16 protein-coding genes are annotated in these 20489 nt (G+C 74.8%); 10 read left to right on the top strand and 6 right to left on the bottom strand.

Annotation, left to right across the window (positions count from 1 at the left end; genetic code table 11):
* The 5 genes from cbiE to cobC are packed head-to-tail and all read left to right on the top strand — an operon-like array spanning position 1 to position 5665.
* Positions 1–1242, top strand: a complete 1242-nt coding sequence (gene cbiE / locus OG552_RS07685; RefSeq protein WP_329140630.1) for a precorrin-6y C5,15-methyltransferase (decarboxylating) subunit CbiE — start codon at positions 1–3, stop codon at positions 1240–1242.
* Positions 1239–3104 (top strand): precorrin-3B C(17)-methyltransferase, encoded by a 1866-nt coding sequence (gene cobJ / locus OG552_RS07690; protein WP_329130575.1) that lies wholly within the window; start codon positions 1239–1241, stop codon positions 3102–3104. The genes cbiE and cobJ overlap by 4 nt, the downstream gene beginning before the upstream one ends.
* Complete coding sequence (locus OG552_RS07695) at positions 3101–3721, top strand: precorrin-8X methylmutase (RefSeq protein ID WP_329130577.1); 621 nt, start codon at positions 3101–3103, stop codon at positions 3719–3721. Before cobJ ends, OG552_RS07695 begins: the two co-directional genes overlap by 4 nt.
* Positions 3718–4608: a sirohydrochlorin chelatase gene (locus OG552_RS07700; RefSeq protein WP_329130579.1), complete on the top strand. Its 891-nt coding sequence runs from the start codon at positions 3718–3720 to the stop codon at positions 4606–4608. Before OG552_RS07695 ends, OG552_RS07700 begins: the two co-directional genes overlap by 4 nt.
* A complete protein-coding gene (cobC, locus tag OG552_RS07705; RefSeq protein WP_329130581.1) occupies positions 4592–5665 on the top strand; it encodes an Rv2231c family pyridoxal phosphate-dependent protein CobC in 1074 nt (357 codons plus the stop codon). Before OG552_RS07700 ends, cobC begins: the two co-directional genes overlap by 17 nt.
* On the opposite strand, the gene OG552_RS07710 is transcribed toward cobC, so the two are convergent.
* From OG552_RS07710 to OG552_RS07720, 3 genes are all read right to left on the bottom strand, one after another.
* On the bottom strand, positions 5619–8756 hold the full coding sequence (locus tag OG552_RS07710) for an ABC transporter substrate-binding protein (protein WP_329130583.1): 3138 nt from the start codon (positions 8754–8756) through the stop codon (positions 5619–5621). The two genes, cobC and OG552_RS07710, sit on opposite strands and share 47 nt — an antisense overlap.
* Before the next feature lie 99 nt (positions 8757–8855).
* Positions 8856–10085, bottom strand: a complete 1230-nt coding sequence (locus OG552_RS07715) for an SCO1860 family LAETG-anchored protein (RefSeq protein ID WP_329130585.1) — start codon at positions 10083–10085, stop codon at positions 8856–8858.
* A 337-nt stretch (positions 10086–10422) separates the two neighbouring features.
* The gene (locus OG552_RS07720) at positions 10423–11511 is read right to left on the bottom strand and encodes an amidohydrolase family protein (protein WP_329130587.1); all 1089 of its coding nucleotides are present in this window, start codon (positions 11509–11511) and stop codon (positions 10423–10425) included.
* A 71-nt stretch (positions 11512–11582) separates the two neighbouring features.
* Between OG552_RS07720 and OG552_RS07725 the strand changes: the two genes are divergently transcribed.
* Together OG552_RS07725 and OG552_RS07730 are read left to right on the top strand one after the other, a co-directional pair.
* The gene (locus tag OG552_RS07725; RefSeq protein WP_329130589.1) at positions 11583–12629 is read left to right on the top strand and encodes a pyridoxal-phosphate-dependent aminotransferase family protein; all 1047 of its coding nucleotides are present in this window, start codon (positions 11583–11585) and stop codon (positions 12627–12629) included.
* Between the two features lie 213 nt (positions 12630–12842).
* Complete coding sequence (locus tag OG552_RS07730; RefSeq protein ID WP_329130591.1) at positions 12843–13214, top strand: DUF488 domain-containing protein; 372 nt, start codon at positions 12843–12845, stop codon at positions 13212–13214.
* A 33-nt stretch (positions 13215–13247) separates the two neighbouring features.
* Here OG552_RS07730 and OG552_RS07735 read toward each other — a convergent pair whose 3' ends face one another.
* Complete coding sequence (locus tag OG552_RS07735) at positions 13248–14783, bottom strand: aldehyde dehydrogenase (NADP(+)) (protein WP_329130593.1); 1536 nt, start codon at positions 14781–14783, stop codon at positions 13248–13250.
* A gap of 130 nt (positions 14784–14913) precedes the next feature.
* Between OG552_RS07735 and OG552_RS07740 the strand changes: the two genes are divergently transcribed.
* Together OG552_RS07740 and OG552_RS07745 are read left to right on the top strand one after the other, a co-directional pair.
* Positions 14914–15684, top strand: coding sequence for an IclR family transcriptional regulator (locus OG552_RS07740; RefSeq protein WP_329130595.1), 771 nt, complete (start codon positions 14914–14916; stop codon positions 15682–15684).
* Between the two features lie 117 nt (positions 15685–15801).
* On the top strand, positions 15802–16611 hold the full coding sequence (locus OG552_RS07745; protein WP_329130597.1) for a class I SAM-dependent methyltransferase: 810 nt from the start codon (positions 15802–15804) through the stop codon (positions 16609–16611).
* Positions 16612–17224: 613 nt separating this feature from the next.
* Here the strand turns inward: OG552_RS07745 and OG552_RS07750 are convergent.
* Positions 17225–18409, bottom strand: coding sequence for a hypothetical protein (locus OG552_RS07750; RefSeq protein ID WP_329130599.1), 1185 nt, complete (start codon positions 18407–18409; stop codon positions 17225–17227).
* A gap of 25 nt (positions 18410–18434) precedes the next feature.
* Positions 18435–19391: a 5-dehydro-4-deoxyglucarate dehydratase gene (locus OG552_RS07755; RefSeq protein ID WP_329130601.1), complete on the bottom strand. Its 957-nt coding sequence runs from the start codon at positions 19389–19391 to the stop codon at positions 18435–18437.
* A gap of 275 nt (positions 19392–19666) precedes the next feature.
* Here OG552_RS07755 and OG552_RS07760 point away from each other — a divergent pair, with 275 nt between their 5' ends.
* Positions 19667–20485 carry an NAD-dependent epimerase/dehydratase family protein gene (locus OG552_RS07760; RefSeq protein WP_329130603.1) on the top strand — a complete coding sequence of 273 codons (819 nt, stop codon included), beginning with the start codon at positions 19667–19669 and terminating at the stop codon, positions 20483–20485.
* Positions 20486–20489 lie beyond the last annotated feature (4 nt).

The following is a 20489-nucleotide window of genomic DNA, read 5'->3' on the forward strand; positions in this document are numbered from 1 at the left end:
GTGATCACGGTGCTGGGGACCGGTACGGGCGCGGCCCCGCCGCAGGCGGCGGTCGGCGCCGTCGGCCTGGTGGTGGGGGCCGCCCGGCACCTGGCCGCGGTGGAACTCCCCGCCGGGGCGCGGCAGGTGGTGCTCGGGCCGCTGGCGCCCGCGCTGGACGCCGTCGAACGGCACCTGAAGGAGGACGCCGGCCCGGTGGTGGTGCTGGCCTCCGGCGACCCCGGGTTCTTCGGGATCGTACGGGCGCTGGGCGAGCGGTTCGGCGCGGCCTCGCTGGACGTACGGCCGTCGTCGCCGTCGGTCGCGGTGGCCTTCGCCCGGCTCGGTCTGAGCTGGGACGACGCGGTGGTGGTGAGCGCGCACGGCCGCGAGCTGCGGACCGCGGTGAACGTGTGCCGGGCGCACCGCAAGGTGGCGGTGCTCGCCGGGCCGGGCGCCGGTCCCGCGGAGCTGGGCGCCGCCCTCGAACACGGCGGTGTCGTCCGGGAGTTGGTGGTGGCGTCGGGGGTCGGCACGGCCGCGGAGGCGGTGGTACGGGTCTCCCCGGCGCAGGCGGCGGTACGCCCCTGGGGTACGGCGGTGTCCGTGGTCCTGTGTCTCGGGCCGGGCGGTGCGGCGGCGGCCGGGCGGCCTCGTACGGTCGCGGGTCCGGCGCCGGCGCCCGCCGGATGGGCGCTGCCCGAGGAGGAGTTCGCGCACCGCGACTCGATGGTCACCAAGGCGGAGGTGCGGGCACTGGCGCTGGCCCGGCTCGGCCCGCGCACCGGGGAGCTGGTGTGGGACGTCGGCGCCGGGTCCGGCTCCGTGGGCGTGGAGTGCGCCCGGTTCGGCGCCGCGGTGGTGGCGGTCGAACGGGACCCGGAGGGCGTGGCCCGGGTGCGGGCGAACGCTGCGGCGCACGGCGTGGACCTCCAGGTGGTGGCGGGCGCGGCGCCCTCGGTACTGGGACAACTGCCGGACCCCGACGCGGTGTTCGTGGGCGGGGGCGGGCGCGAGCTGGCCGCGATCGTGGCGGAGTGCGGGCGCAGGGCCCGCCGGTGCGTCGTGGTGACGCTGGCCGCGGTGGACCGGGTGGGCGAGGTGCGGGCGGCGCTCGGGGCCGCGGGGCTGGTGGTGGACGGAGTGCTGCTGCAGTCGTCGCGGCTGGCGCCGCTGCCCGGCGATGTGGTCCGGCTCGCGGCGGGCAATCCGGTGTTCGTTCTGTGGGGCGTGCGTCCCGCGGTGGAAGGGGTTTCGGCATGATCGGGCTCATCTCGGCGACGGTGGCCGGGCTGCGGGGCTGCGAGCGGGTGGCCGCCGCGTGGCCCGGAAGGACCCGGGTGTACGGCGGACCGCTGCGGGAGGCACTGCCGGCGGCCTTCGCCGAGTGCGACCAGCTGGTGGTCTTCCTGGCGACCGGTGCGGCGGTGCGGCTGCTCGCGCCGCTGCTCGCCGGGAAGGCGGTGGACCCGGGCGTGGTGACGGTGGACGAGGCCCACCGTCACGCGGTCGCGCTTCTGGGCGGTCACGCGGGTGGGGCGAACGCGTTGGCGGCGGCCCTGAGCCCGGTCCTCGGGACGGCCCCGGTGATCACCACGGCCACGGACGCGGTGGGCCTTCCGGCCCTCGACCTCCTCCCCTACCCCACCGAGGGTGCCCTCCCCGCGGTGACCCGCGCGCTCCTCGACGGCGCCACGGTCACCCTCCGCGCGGACACGACCTGGCCTCTGCCCCCGCTCCCCCTCACCCCGGAGCCCGGCCCGGCCGCTCCGGACGCGGCCGTCCCGGGGGAACCGCCCTCCCCCGAAGCCCCCGCGGCCCCCGGGCCCGCCAGGACCCGCGGCGGGACGGCGCGGCCCGGAGGCGCCGGACCGGCCCCCGCCCATGGTGAAGCACACCCCGGCAGCGGGGCGCCCGGACCCGCGCCGGAGGGATGCCTCGTGTGGGTGACCGACCGGATCGTGGAGACGGGGTCCAGGACCGTGGTGGTCCGGCCGCCGTCGCTGGTGGTGGGGGTCGGCGCCAGCAAGGGGGTCACCGCGGAGGAGGTGGGCGCGCTGATCGCCGGGAGCCTGGCGGACGCCGGCCTCGCCGTGAAGAGCGTGACCGCGCTCGCGACGGTGACCGCGAAGGCGGACGAGCCCGGGATCGTACGGGCCGCGGCCGGCCTCGGCGTTCCCCTGGTGACGTACGAGGCCGCCGAACTCGCCCGCGTGGACGTGCCGAATCCCTCGCACGCGCCGCTCACCGCGGTCGGAACACCGTCCGTGGCGGAGGCCGCCGCGCTGCTCGAAGCCGGCCCCGGCGCCGGACTCGCCGTGGAGAAGCGGAAGTCAGCGATGGCCACCGTGGCCGTCGCCCGCCGCAGGCCGCGCGGCCGGCTGGCCGTGGTCGGACTCGGCCCGGGCGCGAGGGACCTGCTGACCCCGCGGGCCGCCGACGAGCTGCGGCGCGCCTCCGTCGTGGTCGGTCTCGACCAGTACGTGGACCAGGTCAGGGACCTGCTGCCGCCGGGCACCCGCGTACTGGAGTCCGGTCTGGGCGCCGAGGAGGAGCGGGCCCGCACCGCCGTCGCCGAAGCCCGCAAGGGACACGCGGTCGCCCTGATCGGCAGCGGGGACGCCGGGGTCTACGCGATGGCCTCACCCGCCCTCGCCGAGGCAACCGCCGACATCGACGTGGTCGGCGTCCCCGGCGTGACCGCCGCGCTGGCCGCCGCCGCCCTTTTGGGCGCGCCCCTGGGCCACGACCACGTGTCGATCAGCCTCTCCGACCTGCACACACCGTGGGAGGTGATCGAACGGCGGGTGCGGGCCGCCGCCGAGTCCGACCTGGTGGTCACCTTCTACAACCCGCGCAGCCGCGGCCGGGTCTGGCAGCTCCCGAAGGCGCTGTCGGTCCTGGCCGGGCACCGCTCCCCCGCCACCCCGGTGGGCGTCGTGCACGCCGCCTCCCGGCCCGACGAGCGCGCCGAGGTCACCACCCTGGCCGCCCTGGACGTGACGACCGTCGACATGGTCACCGTCGTCACCGTGGGCAACACCGCCACCCGTAACGTCGCCGGCCGCATGGTCACCCCGCGCGGCTACCGCTGGCAGCAGCAGTCATCAGGAGCCGCGCAGTGACCCGCACCGTCCACCCCATCGAGCAGGAGTCGTACCGCATCCTCCGCTCCCGTCTGGACACCTCCGCGCTGCCGCCGCTGCGCCGCGCGGTCGTCGAGCGGGTCGTGCACGCCAGCGCCGACCTGGCGTACGCCACCGATCTGGTCGCCGACGAGGAGGAACTACGGCGGGCGTGGACCGCGCTGCGGGCCGGCGCACCGGTCGTCGCGGACGTGGAGATGGTCGCGGCCGGCATCACCGCGCGCCGGGCGGTCTGCCGGCTCGGTGACGCGCGGGCCGCGCCCGGACTGACCCGCAGCGCGCACGCGATCCGGCTGGCGTTCGCCGAGGTCGGACCCGGTGCCGTCTGGGTGATCGGCAACGCGCCCACCGCGCTGGAGGAGCTGCTCGCGCTGGACGCGGCGCCCGCGCTGGTGATCGGGCTGCCGGTCGGCTTCGTGGGAGCTGCCGAGAGCAAGGCGCACTTGCGGGCCTGCGGGCTGCCCGCGGTCAGCAACGTCTCGGAGAAGGGCGGCTCCGCGGTCGCCGCCGCCGCGCTCAACGCGCTGCTCTACGCCCCGCAGCCGCCGGAAGAACCCGTCGCGGGACCCGCCCACACCAAGGAGAACCCCCAGTGAATCCCCCTGCCCTCCTCCTTGTCGGCCACGGCACCCGTGACGCCGCCGGAGCCGAGGCCTTCCGGTCCTTCGTCGCCGCGCTCGGCGCCGCCCATCCGGGTCTGCCGGTGGGCGGCGGATTCATCGAGCTGTCGCCGCCACCGCTCGCCGACTCGGTGCGGGAGATGGTGACCGCGGGGGTACGGGACTTCGCCGCGGTGCCGCTGGTGCTGGTGTCCGCCGGGCACGCCAAGGGCGACATACCCGCGGCGCTGGCGCGGGAGCGGGAGCGGCACGAGGGCACGTCGTACGCGTACGGCCGGCCGCTGGGCCCGCACCCGAAGCTGCTGACCGTGCTGGAGCGGCGGGTGGACGAGGCGCTCGCCGGGGCCGGCCGGGCCGGGACCACCGTGCTGCTGGTGGGCCGGGGCTCCACCGACCCGGACGCGAACGCCGAGGTGTTCAAGGTGGCCAGGCTGCTGTGGGAGGGCCGTGGCTACGCCGGTGTGGAGACCGCGTTCGTGTCGCTGGCCGAGCCGTCGGTGACCGCCGGGCTCGACCGCTGCCGCCTGCTGGGCGCGCGCCGCGTCGTCGTCCTGCCGTACTTCCTGTTCACCGGGGTGCTGCCGGACCGGGTACGGGAGCAGGCCGGGACCTGGGCGGCGGCGCACGACGGCACCGACGTGCGGTGCGCGGAGGTGATCGGCCCCGAGCCGGAGCTGGCCGAACTGGTCATGGAGCGGTACCGGGAGACGCTGCGGGGCGATCTGCGGATGAACTGCGACAGTTGCGTCTACCGGGTCGGGCTGCCGGGCTTCGAGGACCGGGTGGGCGCGGCCCAGAAGCCGCACCACCACCCGGACGACCCGGCCCACACCCACGGCCACCACCATGCGCACACCCACTGACCCGGCGGTGCCGGACGACTACGACCTGGGGCACCACGGGGACGCCGAGACCGGGGACGGGCTGACCGACCTGGCGGTGAACGTCCGCGACGGTACGCCGCCGGCCTGGCTGGCGGACCGGATCGCGGCCTCGCTGACCGGGCTCGCCGCCTACCCCGACGGCCGGGCCGCCCGGCACGCGGTCGCGCTGCGGCACGGCAGACCGGATGCGGAGGTGCTGCTCACCGCCGGCGCGGCCGAGGCGTTCGTACTGCTCGCCCGGGCGCTGGCGCCGCGATGGGCGACGGTGGTGCACCCGCAGTTCACCGAGCCTGAGGCGGCGCTGCGGGCCGCCGGGCACCAGGTGCACCGGGTGCTGCTCACCGCGGCCGACGGCTTCCGGCTCGACCCGGCCGCGGTGCCCGAGGCCGCCGACCTGGTGGTGCTGGGCAATCCGACCAACCCCACCTCGGTCCTGCATCCGGCCGCGCTGGTACGGCGGTTGGCGCGTCCGGGACGGACGCTGGTGGTGGACGAGGCGTTCATGGACGCGGTACCGGGCGAGCGCGCGTCACTGGCGGCGCGGCGGGACGTCCCCGGCCTGCTGGTGCTGCGCAGCCTCACCAAGACCTGGGGGCTGGCCGGTCTGCGGATCGGATACGCGCTGGGCGCACCGGAGTTGATCGCCTCGCTGGCGAACGCGCAGCCGCTGTGGGCGGTGTCGACGCCCGCGCTGGCCGCGGCCCGGGCCTGTATGGAGCCGTCCGCCCTGGCCGAGGCGGCGAGGGCGGCCCGGACGGTCGCCGCGGACCGGGCCCATCTCGTCGCGCGGCTGCGGGAGTTCGCCGGCCTGGAACTCGCGACCGGAACGCCCGAGGCTCCCTTCGTGCTGATCCGTCTCCCCGACGCGGCCCGCGTACGGCTGCGGCTGCGCGACCTGGGCTACGCCGTGCGCCGCGCGGACACCTTCCCGGGTCTCGGCCCGCACTGGCTCCGCCTGGCCGTCCGCGACCCCCGTACCACCGACGGCTTCATCGACGCGCTGGCCGCGGCCAGGGCTCCACTCCCAGCGCGGTGAGGTCGACGCCGCCGAGCACCTGCTGTTCGTAGACGTTGGTGAGGCGCGGGCCGCGGTAGAGGAGGTGGCGGTCGTAGAGCAGGGGCACCATGGTGGACTCGATCATCACCTTCTTGTCGATGTCCTTCCAGTCGGCCGCCGCCTTCACCGGGTCGGTCTCGGCGTCGGCCTTCGCCACCGCGCTGTTGATGCCGTCGTCGTTCAGCCCGGAGTAGTTGGTGGGGCTCTGCGGCTGGACGAGGGCACGCAGGAAGCCGCCGCCGGTCGGCCAGTCGGCGGCCCAACTGGTCAGCACCATGCCCCACTTCTTCGCCTTGAGCTTCGTCGCCGAGGTCAGGGTCGCGTAGTAGGTGGCCGCGTCCACCGTCTCCACCTCGACCGTGATGCCGACCTGGCCGAGTGCGCCGCTGATCGCCTCCATGGCGGCGGTGGACTGGGAGTTGTCCACCCCGGCGAGGGTCACGGAGAAGCCGCCCGGCCGGCCGCAGTCGGCCAGCTGCTGCTTCGCCTCCTTCGGATAGGCCGCGCCCTGGGTGGTGTTGTAGGTCTCGGCCTTCGGGTCGTGGCCGTCGGTGGTGGGCGGCAGCATCGTGGTGGCGACATCACCGCCGTTGATCTCGCCGCCGAAGGTGGCCTGGACGGCGGAGCGGTTGACGGCGTACTGCACCGCCCGGCGGCAGCGGTAGTCGCCGAAGGGCGCGACCGACGTCTGCAGGCTCAGGAAGCGCGTGGCACCGCTGTACGCGAGGTCGGTATTGGCCTTGAGCGCGGGATCGTCGGTGATCTTGGCCTCGGTGGCGCCGCTGAGGGTCACGCTGTCGACGTCCAGGTCCGCATCGCCGGACAGCAGCGCGCTCTCCACCGCGTTCTGGTCGGTGAGGAACTTCAGCTCGATCCGGTCGGGCAGCGCGGAGTGGACCGCGTCGGTGGACTGCTTCCAGAACGGGTTGCGGACCAGGTCGAGGCGGCTGCCGGGGACGAAGCTCTGCACCTTGTAAGGGCCGCTGCCCACCGGGTGGTTGGCGTAGTCCTTGCCGTCGCCGGTGTCCGCGGCCCGCGGGATCGCGGCGCCCATGGACAGCGCGAGCACGTACCGGAAGTCGGCGAACGGCTTGTCGAGGGTGAAGACCACCGTGTGGTCGTCGGGCGTGGCGACCGAGCGCAGGCCGAGCTTGTCGGGGTCGGTGTCCTCGTAGGGGCCCGGGTAGTGCTGGCCCTGGTCGAGCAGGTCGACGAAGTAGGAGGGGCCGTCGAAGGTGGTGCGGTCGAAGGTCCGCTCGACGCCGTACTTGATGTCCTTGGAGGTGATCGGGGTGCCGTTGTCGAAGGTCAGCCCGGTCCTGAGGTGGAAGGTCCAGGTGCGGCCGTCGGCGCTGACGCTGCCGGTGTCGGTGGCGAGGTCGGGCACCAGCTTGCGGCCGGCGGCACCCGGTGCGGGCGCGTAGTCGACGAGTTTGCGCAGGTAGAGGCGCTGCACATTCCAGGAGGTGGTGTCGTAGCTCTCCGCCGGGTCGAGCATGCCGGTCGCCGGGTAGGTCGCGACCAGGTGCAGCGTGCCGCCCTTCGTGCCGGAGGGGCGGACGACCCCGCCGAGACCGCCGTTGTAGCCCGAGGTCTCCTTGCCGCCGTGCAGCCGGAGCGCGGCACTCTTCAGGTCCGCGGTGGACGTGGGGGTGGTGCTGGCCGTGTCGCCGCCGTCCTTGTGCCCGCTCTCGTCGTCCCGGCCGCCGAGGGGGGCGAAGACCAGGGTCGCGCTCACACCGAGAGCCACCACCGCGACCGCGACACCGGCCACGATCCAGTTGCGGCGTCTGCGGTCGGGGGTACGGCCCGGCGGCGGCGCGGGAGGAGCGGCCGCCGGGTTCTGGACGTTGAACGGCGGTGGGGTACGGGGCAGATACGGCGGCGGCAGCGGGACCTGCGGGGATCGCGAGTAGGCCGGATGCTCGGGCTGGGCACGCGGGGCGGGCGGCTGGGTACGCGGGGCGGGCGGCTGCGCGGCGGGGGCGGCCGGTGCCGCCTGGGCGGACCGGGGCGCGGCCTCCCGCAGCGCCGGGCCCACGGCCGGTTCCGGGACGGCGCCCCCGGCGTCCTGGTCCGGCGGGGGCGGCAGTACGGGCAGCTTGGCGCCGACCCCGAAGGTGGCCCGGGGGTCGGCGGGACGGGACGGGGTCCCCCGGCCGGGGGCCGGCCCGGCGCCCCGGGCCTCGGGGACGGCGTCGGATGCGACCGCCGGCCCGGTGAGGGAGACCGCGCTGTTCGCCCCCAGCCAGGCGCGCAGCCGGTCCCGGTACGCGGCGGCCGTCGCCGGCCGGTCGGCGGGTTCCTTGGCGAGGGCGGCCAGCACCAGGTCGTCCAGTTCCGCCGGCAGCCGCGGGTCGCGGGCCGACGGGGCGGGCGGCGGGGTGTGGACGTGGCGGTACATCAGGCTGAGCGGGTTGCCCTCGGTGAACGGCGGCTTCCCGGCGAGCAGTTCGAAGAGCACGCAGCCGACGGCGTACACGTCGCTGCGGGCGTCCACGTCGGCGCCGTTGATCTGCTCGGGCGACATGTAGCTGGGGGTGCCGATGGCGGAGCCGGTGGCGGTGAGCCGGGCACCGCTGTGCAGGACCCGGGCGATGCCGAAGTCGGCGACCTTGACGGTGCCTTCCTCGGTGATCATCACATTGGCCGGTTTGACGTCGCGGTGCACGGTGCCGTGGCTGTGCGCGTGGGCCAGCGCGTCGAGCATGTCGCAGGCGATCCGTACCGCCTGGTCCGGCGCCAGGCTCCCCTGATCGTGCAGGAGTTGGGCCAGGGTGCTGCCGGGGACGTACTCCATCACCAGGAACGGGATCACCGTGTCGCCGTCGGCCGTCTCGTCCTGGTCGTGGACGGTGACGATGCCCGGGTGGTTCAGCGCGCCGGCCGCCTGTGCCTCACGGGCGAACCGGCCCCGGGCGGCGGGGTCGCCGGCCAGTTCGGCGAGCAGTGTCTTGACGGCCACGGTACGGCCCATCCGGGTGTCGTACGCCCGGTGCACCCGGGCCATCCCGCCGGAGCCGAGCAGCTCCGCCAGTCGGTAACGCCCCGCGAACAGCCCGTCAGCCATCTACCCCGCCCGCTCTCGCCCCAGCGCATGCGGTAACAGCCTAAGGGGGCGGCCCCGCCGTCGAACCGCCCCCTTGACCTTGTTACCTGCTTGTGGCGATCACGCGTCGAGGTCGTCGGCTCCCGAGGCGGCGTTCCGCCGGCGCCGGTTGGTCGCCAGGAAGGTGCCCGCGCCGGCCGCGACGAGGGCGGCGGCACCGATGGCGATGTACGGGGTGGCCGAACTGCTGCCGGTCTCGGCGAGGTTGCCGCTGGTGTCGGTGACGGTCTGGGCGTGGGTGTCGGAACCGCCGCCCGTGGCGGTGCCGGAGGAGGAGCCGCCGGAGCCGGTGGCGCCGGAGGTCGCGTGGCCGCCCGTCGAGCCGGAGGTCGAGCCCGAGGTGGAACCGGTGGTGGAACCGCCGCCGGTCGCGCCTCCGTTGGAGGAGCCGGTGGTGGAACCGGTGGTGGAACCGGTGGTGGAGCCCGTGGTGGAACCGCCGTCCGAGGCTCCCCCGTCGGTCGAACCGCCGGTGGTCGTCCCCCCGGTAGTCGAACCCCCGGTGGTCGAGCCGCCGTTCGTGGACCCGCCGGAGGTGGACCCGCCGTTCGTGGACCCGCCGGTGCCCGAGCCGCCGCTCTTGTGCGGGGTGCGGCAGGTGGCCTGCGCCAGCGTCACCTCACCGGTGACCTCCGCCACGCCGAGGTTCAGCGGGTTGATGCGCACCTTCAGTCGCAGCGCGGTGGCGGCGGCGGTGCTGGAGGTGGTGACCGTGTTGGTGAGGTCCAGATCGACCTGGCCGACCCCCGGCACGTTCAGCTGGGTGGTGCCGACCGCCTGCAGCGAGATGTTCCGGCCGAGCACGGTCACGCCGGCCAGCTTGGAGGAGGCGGTGGGCCGGTGGCCGGCCTGGCAGGTGGCCTTGGAGGTGACCGCGTCCAGCTTGACCAGGGACAGCAGCGGCAGACCGGGCACGTGCACCTGGGCGTTGGCGATGTTCGCGTACCCCTCGGCCTTGTCGCCGTCGGCGGTGGCGTTCGCGGTGGCGACCGCGGCCCGCAGCAGGCTGACGCTCCGGCCGGCCTCCACGCCGTGGCCGACGGTGACGGCGAGCGCGGTCCGGTTGGCGTCGGCGGGCGCCTTCACGTCGTTCAGGGACACGTTCACGGGCACGTCGACCGTCTTGTTCAGCAGCGAGACGTCCAGCCCGACCCGCAGCACGGTCGCGGTGGACGTGCCGCCGGTGTACTGCTGCGGGTTGGCGTGGGCCGCCGGGGCGACGGCCAGTGCGCTGCCCGCGGCCAGGGCGACGGCGGCGCCGATGGCTGCGGCGGAACGACCTGCGGGCATGCGGAAAGAGAGAGTGCGGTACACGCGAAAGATCCCTACGAGTGACATGGCATCCCCGGCGCGCGCTGATGGGGACAGCAGCCGGGGACCTTGACCCGGTTATGTTTACGCACTGAGGGTGAACTGGCGGCTACACGGGGCTAGTTCATCCAAACGGGTGGTTTCCGTGCGTTTCTTCGAATCCCGGTGCCCCGGATGCGCACGGCCGTTCCAGACGGTCGTCCGCGCCACGGGAGGACACGCGCGGCCCGGTTGACGCGACCGCGCCGGGCGCGGAAGTGTTCAACTCCGTACGTCCCGTGGACGACACGGCCGGTCAACGACGTGCCTCCGCAGGTCAGGCCACGCGTGCGCCCCGCAGCACGATCGCGCGCGGCGCGGCCAGCGTCCGTACGTCGGCCCGCGGGTCCTCGTCGTACACCACCAGGTCGGCGGGGGCGCCCTCGGTCAGACCGGCGCGCCCGAGCCAGTCGCGCGCTCCCCAGGTGGCCGCCGACAGCGCGGCTTCCACGGGCAGCCCGGCCCGCACCAGTTCGGCCACCTCCGCGGCGATCAGGCCGTGCGGCAGGCCGCCGCCCGCGTCCGTACCGGCATAGACGGCGATGCCCGCGTCGTAGGCGTCCCGCACGGTGTCGTAGCGGCGCTCGTGGAGCCGCAGCATGTGCTCCGACCAGCGCGGGAACTTCGCCCGGCCGCCCTCCGCCAGGCGCGGGAAGGTGGCGATGTTGACGAGCGTCGGGACGATCGCGACGCCGTGCGCGGCGAAGAGCGGGATGGTGCCGGCGGTCAGCCCGGTGGCGTGTTCGACGCAGTCGATGCCGGCCTCGACGAGGTCGGCCAGCGACTCCTCGGCGAAGCAGTGCGCGGTGACCCGGGCGCCTTCCTCGTGCGCCGCGGCCATCGCCTCGGCGAGCGCGTCCTTGGGCCAGCAGGCGGAGAGGTCGCCGGTCTCCCGGTCGATCCAGTCGCCGACCAGCTTGACCCAGCCGTCGCCGCGGCGCGCCTCGCGGCGGACGCAGGCGGCCAGGTCGCCCGGCTCGATCTCGTACGCGTAGTTGCGGATGTAGCGGCGGGTGCGGGCGATGTGCCGGCCGGCCCTGATGATCTTCGGCAGGTCGTCGCGCTCGTCGGTCCACCGGGTGTCGCTCGGCGAACCGGCGTCCCGCAGCAGCAGCGCGCCGATCCCGCGGTCGGTCAGCGCCTGCCGCTCCGCGGTCTCCGGGTCCACCGCGCCGTGCGCGTCGAGGCCGACATGGCAGTGCGCGTCCACCAGGCCCGGCAGCGCCCAGCCGGTGACCGTGCCGGCCGGTGCGGCGGCGGGGCGGTCGTACGTGATCCGGCCGCCGACCACCCACAGCTCGTCCCGTACGTCCGCGGGACCGGCCAGGATCCGGCCCCTGATGTGCAACACCTCGCTGTCAGCCATGCACGGCACTGTACGAGGCGCTGGGTAGGGTCGGATCCGTACGGTCCCTGTCACCCCGAGGAGCGCACCACGTGTCCCCGAACCCCGGCCACCTGCTGGACCTGCCGCCGCTGACCGCCGGTGCCTTCGCGGCCACCGAACGCCGGGTGGCGGCGCTGCTGCGCACCGCCAACGACGTGGTGATCACCCAGGGCGAGGCGCTGCTGCCGCTGGAGGGCGCGATCAGGGGGGCGGCCCGGCCGGGTTCCACCGCGCTCAACGTCGTCACCGGCCCGTACGGGGAGACCTTCGGCGGCTGGCTGCGGGACGCGGGCGCGAAGGTGGTGGAGCTGGAGGTGCCGTTCGACCGGGCGGTGACCGCGGAGCAGGTGGGCGAGGCGCTGGAGCGCGACCCGGAGATCGGCCTGGTGTCGCTGGTCCACGCGGAGGCGGCCACCGGTACGACGAATCCGGTGGCCGGGATCGCGGCGGTGGTACGGGCGCAGGGGGCGCTGCTGATGCTCGACGCGGTCGCCTCGGTGGCCGCGGAGCCGCTGCTCACCGACGAGTGGGGGGTGGACCTGTGCGTGATCGGCGGGCAGAAGGCGATGGCCGGTCCTGCCGGGGTGTCGGCGGTGGCGGTCAGCGAGCGCGCGTGGCGGCGGTTCGCGGAGAATCCGGCGGCGCCGCGGCGGTCGTACCTGTCGCTGCTTGACTGGAAGGAGCGGTGGATCGACGCGGGGCGGCGGGTGCTGCCCCACGCCCCGGCGCAGCTGGAGATGCTGGCGCTCGACGCGTGCCTGGACCGGATCGAGGCGGAGGGGCTCGACGCGGTGATCGGGCGGCACCGGGCGGCGGCGGCGCAGACCCGCGAGGGGGCGCTGGACCTGGGGCTGACGCCTTACGTGGTGGAGGCAGCCGACGCGGCGCCGGTCGCCACGACGGTACGGACCCCTGCGGGGATGCACGCGGGGGAACTGGCGGCGGCGGCGCTCGCCGTCGACCCCGGGCTCCCCCTCTCCCCGGGCGGCGGCGCCCTCGCGGCCGACATGCTGCGGGTCAACCACTACGGCACGGCGGCCGACCCCGCGGTGGTGGACCGCACCCTCGCCACTTTGAGCGCCGCCCTCCGCCGCTGACCCGCCTGCGGCGCCGGCTCCGGGGTCCAGGCTCCGGCCTGCGGCCACCTGAGTGGGTGAGTGGGTTGGGGCCGGGGTCGTCACGTCGGTGGTGCTGATGGCGGCGCCGGTGCCGGTGCGGCAGGCGGTGCCCGGGCCGCCATGCCCAGCGGGGAGGGGCGGGAGGCGGGAGGCTGAGGCGGTACGTGTTTCCGTAGCTTCAGGAGGTCCGTGATGTCCTTGTCCGCGACTGCCTTCCGGGTGCGGCGTGTCTACGATCCGCCGGAGGAGGCGGATGGACTGCGGGTGCTGGTGGACCGGCTGTGGCCGCGGGGGCTGGCGAAGGCCCGGGCGGAGGTGGACGAGTGGGTCAAGGAGCTGACCCCGTCGAACGAGCTGCGGACGTGGCTGCACACCCACCCGGAGCGGTACGACGCGTTCGCGGAGCGGTACCGGGGCGAGCTGGCCGCCGCGGGCCCTGACGCCGAGGCGACGGCGGAGCGGCTTCGCGCGGCGGCGGCGCGGGGTCCCGTCACCCTGCTCACCGCCGTGAAGGAGCCGGACCACAGCCACGTCCCGGTACTGCTCGACCACCTCCGCGGCTGACCGGCACCGCCCCCACCTCGGACGGTGGTCGGGTTACTCCCTGATCCCGTCCACGCGGCGCGGGACGCGGGTGGGGTTGGAGTCGCGGAGTTCCGGGGGGAGGAGGGCCGGTGGGGTGTCCTGGTAGGCGACGGGGCGCAGCCAGCGTTCGATCGCGGTGCCGCCCACGGAGGTGGACGTGGAGGTCGTGGCCGGGTACGGCCCGCCGTGGTGCTGGGCCGCCGCCACCGCGACGCCGGTGGGCCAGCCGTTGACCAGCACCCGCCCGGCCAGCGCGGTGAGGCGGGCAAGGAGCGCCACCGCGGAACCGTCCGGCTCCGCGGCCTCGTCCGCGCCGAGGTGGGCGGTGGCGGTGAGGTTGCCGGGGAGGCGGTCGAGGACCGCGCCCAGCTCCGCGTCGTCGCCGTACCGTACGACCACCGTCAGCGGCCCGAAGCACTCCTCCAGCAGCACCTCGTACGCATCCTGCCCGGCGAGGTCCCGCGCGGCGACCTCGACGTAGCCGGGCCGTACCGCCAGCGGGTCGCCGGGGACCTCGCCGGGCTCGACGGGAACCGTGACACCGGGCAGCGCGGCCCGGGCGGCGGCGCCCTTGAGGAAGGTGTCCCGCATGCGGGAGTCGAGCAGGACGCCCGGCAGCGCTCCCTGCGCGGCGCCGGTGAGCGCGCCCACCAGACGGTCGCCGTCCGGGCCCGCGGGCGCCAGCACCAGACCCGGCTTGGTGCAGAACTGGCCGTTGCCCAGGGTGAAGGAGCCGGCCAGACCGGTGCCGATCTGCTCGGCGCGTTCGGCCGCGGCGGCCGCCGTGACCACCACCGGGTTGAGGCTGCCCAGTTCGCCGTAGAAGGGGATCGGGCGCGGGCGGGCGGCGGCCGCGTCGAAGAGGGCCCGGCCGCCGGGGACGGAACCGGTGAAGCCGGCCGCGGCGATCAGCGGGTGCTTGACGAGCTCGACGCCGGCCTCGAAGCCGTGCAGCAGCACCACGGTGTCGGCGGGCAGTCCGGCCGCGACGGCCGCCCGGCGCAGGATGTCCGCGCAGAGCACCGAGGTCGCCGGGTGGTCGGGGTGCGCCTTGACGACGACCGGGCAGCCCGCGGCCAGCGCACTGGCGGTGTCGCCGCCGGGGACCGAGAAGGCCAGCGGGAAGTTGCTGGCCGCGTAGACGGCGACCACGCCCAGCGGGATCTTGTAGCGGCGCAGATCGGGCCGCGGGATGGGGTGGGCGGCCGGGTCGGGGTGGTCGATGATGACATCAAGGAAGGTGCCTTCGTCCACGATGCCGGCGAAGGCCCGCAGCTGGAAGGCGGTGCGGGCCAGTTCGCCGGTGATCCGGGGCACCCCGAGGGCGGTCTCGGCGTCGGCGGTCGCGATCACCTCGGCGGCCGACTCCTCCAGCAGCCCGGCGGCTTCGCGCAGTAGCCGGGAGCGTACGCTGCGGTCGGCGAGCGCGGGGAGAGCGGCGGCCGCGGCGCGTACCGCGGCATCGACGTCCGCGGCCGTGGCCTCGGCGCCGGCCTGCTCGCGCTGCTTTCCGGTTCGGGGGTCGACGCTCCAGACTGGTACTGCCACCGGAAGAACCTCCAGATTTTCCGTACTGTCCACGATCGTCGTTCTCTATACTGAACGGCGTCTTCGCATGTGAATCTACGCCGGAGCCTACGTCTGCGGCTTCCGGCCGAACAAGAGGGGTCTGTCGCGAATGGCTGCTGCCGAGCAAGCGGGTTCCCAGGTCAAGTCCGCTGTCCGCACGGTCGAACTGCTGGAGTTCTTCGCGGGCAGCCCCGGTATGCACAGCCTGGCCGCGGTGCAGGAGTCGGTCGGCTACCCCAAGTCCAGCCTCTACATGCTGCTGCGCACCCTGGTCGAACTCGGCTGGATCGAGACCGACGCCACCGGCACCCGCTACGGCATCGGGGTGCGCGCGCTGCTGGTCGGCACCTCCTACATCGACGGTGACGAGGTGGTGGCCGCCGCCCGGCCCACGCTGGACCGGCTGTCGGACGACACCAGCGAGACCATCCACCTGGCCCGGCTCGACGGCACCAGCGTGGTGTACCTGGCCACCCGGCAGTCGCAGCACTACCTGCGGCCGTTCACCCGGGTCGGCCGCCGGCTGCCCGCGCACTCGACCTCGCTCGGCAAGGCACTGCTGGCGACGTACACCGACGAGCAGGTGCGCAAGCTGCTGCCGGCGACGCTGGAGCCGCTCACCGAACACACCCACACCGACCGCGAGAAGCTGATCGAGGAGCTGGCACAGATCCGCGAGCAGGGGTACGCGGTGGACCGCGAGGAGAACACCCTGGGCCTGCGCTGCTTCGGCATCGCGATCCCGTACCGCACCCCGGCGCGGGACGCGGTGAGCTGCTCGGTACCGGTGGCCCGGCTCACCGAGGGGCACGAGCAGATGATCAAGGACACCCTCTTCGACGCCCGGGACCGGCTGCTGATGGCGACCCGGCGCCTCTGAGGGCGCGTCCGGCCCACAGCGCCGTCCGTCCGCCGGGCGGCGGGGCCCGCGGGCAGGGCCGCACACGGGGTCGCCGGCCCGTGCCGCCCCCGGCCACCCCGGCATATGGTCATAGGTATGACCACTCATGGAGCTTCCCCGGCAGACCGCGACCAGCCCTACGACCCGGAGCTCTTCGCCCGCCGCGCCGCGTCCTTCGGGCCGGTGGCCGCCGCGTACGCCGAACACCGGCCGGACTACCCGGACGCGGCCGTGGCATGGGCGCTGGCTCCCGCGCAGGCCGCCCCCGGCGCGGCGCTCGACGTGCTCGACCTCGGCGCCGGCACCGGAAAGCTCTCCGCCTCCCTGGTGGCCCTCGGTCACCGGGTGACCGCGGTGGAACCCGACGACGCCATGCGGGCCGTGCTGCGGACCCAGGTGCCGCAGGCCACCGCCCTGGCCGGCGGCGCCGAGCGGATCCCGCTGCCGGACGCCTCGGTGGACGCGGTACTGGCCGGGCAGGCGTTCCACTGGTTCGACCAGGAGCGGGCGCTGCCGGAGATCGCCCGGGTGCTGCGGCCCGGTGGTGCGCTGGCGGCGCTGTGGAACACCGATGACGACCGGATCGACTGGATCGCCGAGTTCGGGCGGATCGCCGGCAGCCGGATCTCCTTCATCGACTGGTCGCCGACCCGCCGGATCGAACCGCACCCCGCCTGTTCCCCCCTTGAGCGTGCCGACTTCCCGCACCGCCAGCGCCGTACCGTCGACTCCCTGATCGCGACGGTGGCGACCCACTCCCACATCCTGGTGCTGGAACCCGCCGAGCGGGAGGAAGTCCTCGGCCGGATCCGGCAGTTGCTGGAGTCCCGCCCGGAGACGTCGACCGGTGAGTTCGACCTGGAGATCATCACCCGGGCACAGCGCTGCGTCCGGCTGCCGGACTGATTCTGCCTGCCGGGCTGATTCCGCCGGGTGCTCTTGCCGGTGGCACGGGCATCCCGCGGGCGGCGTGGATCAGCCGCTTCCGACCTCTGCCCAGCGGCTTTCGCCACTGCTACGCTCTCGCCGCGCCGTGGCGGGGACGTCCGGGCAGGAAGAGGTGACCGTGGGGACAGCCGCCACCGACGGCGACGACGGCGTCGCGTGCCACGCGTTCTCCGCACGCCCTTACGCCGGGCCCGCCCGCCGCGCCGAGCCGCCGACCGGCGGGGCGGACACGGCGGACGATCCCGCGGCGGACGCGGCGGACGCGGCTGCGCCGAAGTGGCGGCACCAGGACCGGGTGCGCGGTGGCGGGCACCGGGAAGGCCGCTCCGGGCGCCCGCCACCAGTGGGTTCTGAGCCGTTCGCGGGGCGCTGTCCGGCCGGTTGCGTCACAGGGCTGGACCTTCCCGGCCGCTTCCCGGAAATATTCGCGTCACCACGGCGACCTCTCGCGTCCCGGCGACGGCGTGGGTGCGCGGGGGTGCGCACGGCTCTCCCGGCCGTACGGCCGGCGCAGCTCCGGGGCGCGGCGATACCCCCATGATCGCCGCGCCCCGGCACCGTCCTGGCCGGATCAGTTCCGGCGCAGCGCTCCGCGTACCGCGGCCAGATCCGCGTCGGACGCCAACCCGGCGTGGTAGAGCCGCAGTTCGTTGGCGCCCAGCGAGGCGGCGTGTGCCGCGTCCGCGGCGAGGGTGCCCGGGCTGCCGCCCATGCCGCCGACCACGGTGAAGTTGGCGGCGAGCACGGTGTGCGGGCCGCGGTGCGGGGCGGTCGGGCCGAGCATCGCCTCGCGCGCCTGGGGGCCGCCGGTGCAGGGCAGCACCAGGCCGTCGGTGTGGCCGAGGATGTGCCGGGGGTCCACACCGGCGTTGGCGCCGCAGCGGTACGCGGCCGGGTCGGCGTGCATCAGCACCTGGAAGCCGGCCGGGGCGGCGGCCCGGACCGCCGCGACGGCCTGTTCCTGGAGCAGACGGGCGGTGTGCAGCCGCCAGTCGAGGCTGAGGACGGTGAGTTCCTCGCCGAGGAGCCGGGCGATACCGGGCAGTCCGGCCGGTCCGGTGGCGTCGCCGGCCCAGACCGGGACCAGCGCGCGGCGCACCGCGGCGGCCAGTTCGCCGGGGTCGGCGCCGAACTCCGCGTAGCCGTCGCGGCAGTGGCCGCAGAAGCAGAGCGACATCAGGTACTGGGCCGCGTCGCCGAGCGGCACCCCGGCGGTCTTGTCGTGGGCGTGCAGATGGGCCAGGCCGTACCAGCCGAGGGACTCCAGTTCGGTACCGGCCGCGCCGGGCCGTACCGCCGCTTCGGCGGCGAGGTCGACCAGGTAGCGGCGGACGTCGGGCCGGGCGATGCACGGCGCCCACGGGTACTGGTCGCCATAGGCGTTGACCACCGAGGTGTGCGGATGCTCGGCGCCGAGACGGGAGTTGTGGGCGAGCACCACCCAGGTGTGCACCTCAAGGCCCGCGGCGGCCAGCGCGTCGGCGGCGACCTGGTACGCGTCCTCGGCGGCGGCCCACCGGCCCGCCGGATACGGCCGCAACTCCCGCCCCTGCCAGCGGTGTTCGTCCGGCGGGTAGAGGACGGCGGCGTGCTCCGCGGTGACGACGCGGTGCCGGGGATGGCGCGGGGTGAGCGCCCGGGTGGAGTGGTACGCCGAGGCGAGGGTCACCTGCTGGACGCCGAGGCCAGCCACGCGGGCGGCGGCTTCCGGGTCGCCCACGACGTCCCACGGGTAGAGGAAGGCGGAGGTCTTCACGGGGCGGTCGGCCTTCTGTCGCGGGTCAGTTGGCGCCGGGGGCGGGGGTGAGCAGGGCCAGGCCCCGCTCGATGAGGTCGCCGAGCTCCTTGATGTGCGCGGGTGACGGTTCCGACAGGGGCGGGCGGACCTCGCCGACGTCCAGCCCGCGCAGCCGTACGCCCGCCTTCACCAGCGACACCGCGTAACCGCGTCCCTGGTTGCGGAGGTCGACCAGCGGCCGGTAGAAGCCGTCGAGCAGCTTGTTGACCAGGGGGTCGTCGCCGGTGGTGAGGGCCCGGTGGAAGGCGAGCGCGATCTCGGGCGAGAAGGCGAAGACCGCGGAGGAGTAGAGCGTCACGCCGATGCCGCGGTAGGCCAGGCCGGTGAGTTCCGCGGTGGGCAGGCCGTTGAAGTAGCGGAAGTCCTGGCCCGGCAGGTCGGTGCGGACCGCGCTGATGATCCGCTGCATCAGGTCGAGGTCGCCGTAACCGTCCTTGAGGCCGATGATGTTGGGCACCTGGGCGAGCCGGACGACCGTCTGCGGGGTGAAGACGGCGTTGTCCCGCTGGTAGACGATGACGTCGAGGGAGGTGCCCGCGGCCAGCGCCGTGTAGTGCCGCAGCAGGCCCTCCTGGTCGGCGACGACGAGGTAGGGCGGCATGGCGAGCAGGCCGTCGGCGCCTGCCTGCTCGGCGAGTTCCGCGTACCGCAGGGCGAGCGCGGTGCCGTAGCCGGCGCCTGCCACCACCGGCACCCGGCCGGCCGTCTCCTCGACGGCGGCGGCGACGCAGGCGGCGAACTCCTCGGGTGTCAGCGCGTGGAACTCACCCGTGCCGCAGCAGGCGAAGACCGCGGCGGCTCCGGCGTCCACCCCGGCCCGCACATGGGCACGGAAGGCGTCGAGGTCGAGGCCGCCGTCCGGGCCGTAGGCGGTCACCGGGAAGAAGAGCAGGCCGTCGAGGCGGTCGGCGAGTGCGGGTGAGGGTGAGGGTGAGGTCATCGGGTCCCCCCAGAGGGTGTGCGCTCATCTGACTTATGTCTATATTCGTGAACGCTGCCACGCTAAGCGAGGCCCCCAGCGGCGGTCAAGCCGACGAGCAGGCCGGTAGAGCCTCGCAGGGCCCGCTCCGAAGAGACGCCACGAGCGCCGAGTCGTCTACGTACATGAACTACGTCCATGGATATACTCGACGCTGTCGTTCGCCCGCGCACGGCCGCGGCGGCCCGTCCCGCACGGGCGGCCCGCGGCCGGTGAGACCGAGGAGACCCGCCCGCATGTCCGCTCCCCGAACCATCCTGCTCACCGGAGCCGCCGGCGGCCTCGGCACCCTGATGCGTGATCTGCTCCCCGCCCACGGCTACCGGCTGCGGCTGCTCGACATGCGGCCGGTCGCGGACGGGCCCGGCGTCGAGCGGGTGATCACCGCCGACCTCGCCGACCAGGACGCGCTGCGCGAGGCGGTCCGGGGCGTGGACGCGGTGCTGCACCTGGCCGGCATCTCGAAGGAGTCCTCCTTCGACCGCATCCTGCGCGCCAACATCGAAGGCACCTACAACCTCTACGAGGCGGTCCGCGCCGAGGGCGTGCGCCGGGTCGTCTTCGCCTCCAGCAACCACGCGGTCGGCTTCACCCCCCGCCCGCAGGGCGACGACCCGCTGATCCCGGTCACCACCCCGCGCCGCCCGGACACCTACTACGGCCTGTCCAAGTGCTTCGGCGAGGACCTGGCCCAGCTCTACGCCGACCTGCACGGCATCGACACCGTCTCGGTCCGGATCGGCTCCTGCTTCCCCGCGCCGAGCACCGTGCGGATGCTGTCGGTGTGGATGAGCCCGGCCGACGGCGCCCGGCTCTTCCACGCCGCGCTCAGCGCCGGTGTGTCCGGGCACACCGTGGTGTACGGCAGTTCCGCCAACACCCGGCTCTGGTGGGACCTGGCGCCCGCGCGGGCGCTGGGCTACGAGCCGCAGGACGACTCCGAGCCCTTCGCCGCCGCGCTGATCGCCGAGCAGGGCGAGCTGGACCCGGCGAACCCGGCCCACGCCAACCTGGGCGGCGCCTTCTGCACCGACCCGCCGCAGTGGGAGATCTGAGCCG

The organism is Streptomyces sp. NBC_01476, assembly GCF_036227265.1.
Taxonomy (GTDB): domain Bacteria; phylum Actinomycetota; class Actinomycetes; order Streptomycetales; family Streptomycetaceae; genus Actinacidiphila.

What these genes read in the sequence shown, in the direction of transcription:
- cobJ (WP_329130575.1), top strand. Translation starts at nt 1,239, where the DNA reads ATGATCGGGCTCATCTCGGCGACGGTGGCCGGGCTGCGGGGCTGCGAG.
- cobC (WP_329130581.1), top strand. Translation starts at nt 4,592, where the DNA reads ATGCGCACACCCACTGACCCGGCGGTGCCGGACGACTACGACCTGGGG.
- OG552_RS07710 (WP_329130583.1), bottom strand. Translation starts at nt 8,756, where the DNA reads ATGGCTGACGGGCTGTTCGCGGGGCGTTACCGACTGGCGGAGCTGCTC.
- OG552_RS07715 (WP_329130585.1), bottom strand. Translation starts at nt 10,085, where the DNA reads ATGCCCGCAGGTCGTTCCGCCGCAGCCATCGGCGCCGCCGTCGCCCTG.
- OG552_RS07720 (WP_329130587.1), bottom strand. Translation starts at nt 11,511, where the DNA reads ATGGCTGACAGCGAGGTGTTGCACATCAGGGGCCGGATCCTGGCCGGT.
- OG552_RS07730 (WP_329130591.1), top strand. Translation starts at nt 12,843, where the DNA reads ATGTCCTTGTCCGCGACTGCCTTCCGGGTGCGGCGTGTCTACGATCCG.
- OG552_RS07740 (WP_329130595.1), top strand. Translation starts at nt 14,914, where the DNA reads ATGGCTGCTGCCGAGCAAGCGGGTTCCCAGGTCAAGTCCGCTGTCCGC.
- OG552_RS07745 (WP_329130597.1), top strand. Translation starts at nt 15,802, where the DNA reads ATGACCACTCATGGAGCTTCCCCGGCAGACCGCGACCAGCCCTACGAC.
- OG552_RS07755 (WP_329130601.1), bottom strand. Translation starts at nt 19,391, where the DNA reads ATGACCTCACCCTCACCCTCACCCGCACTCGCCGACCGCCTCGACGGC.
- OG552_RS07760 (WP_329130603.1), top strand. Translation starts at nt 19,667, where the DNA reads ATGTCCGCTCCCCGAACCATCCTGCTCACCGGAGCCGCCGGCGGCCTC.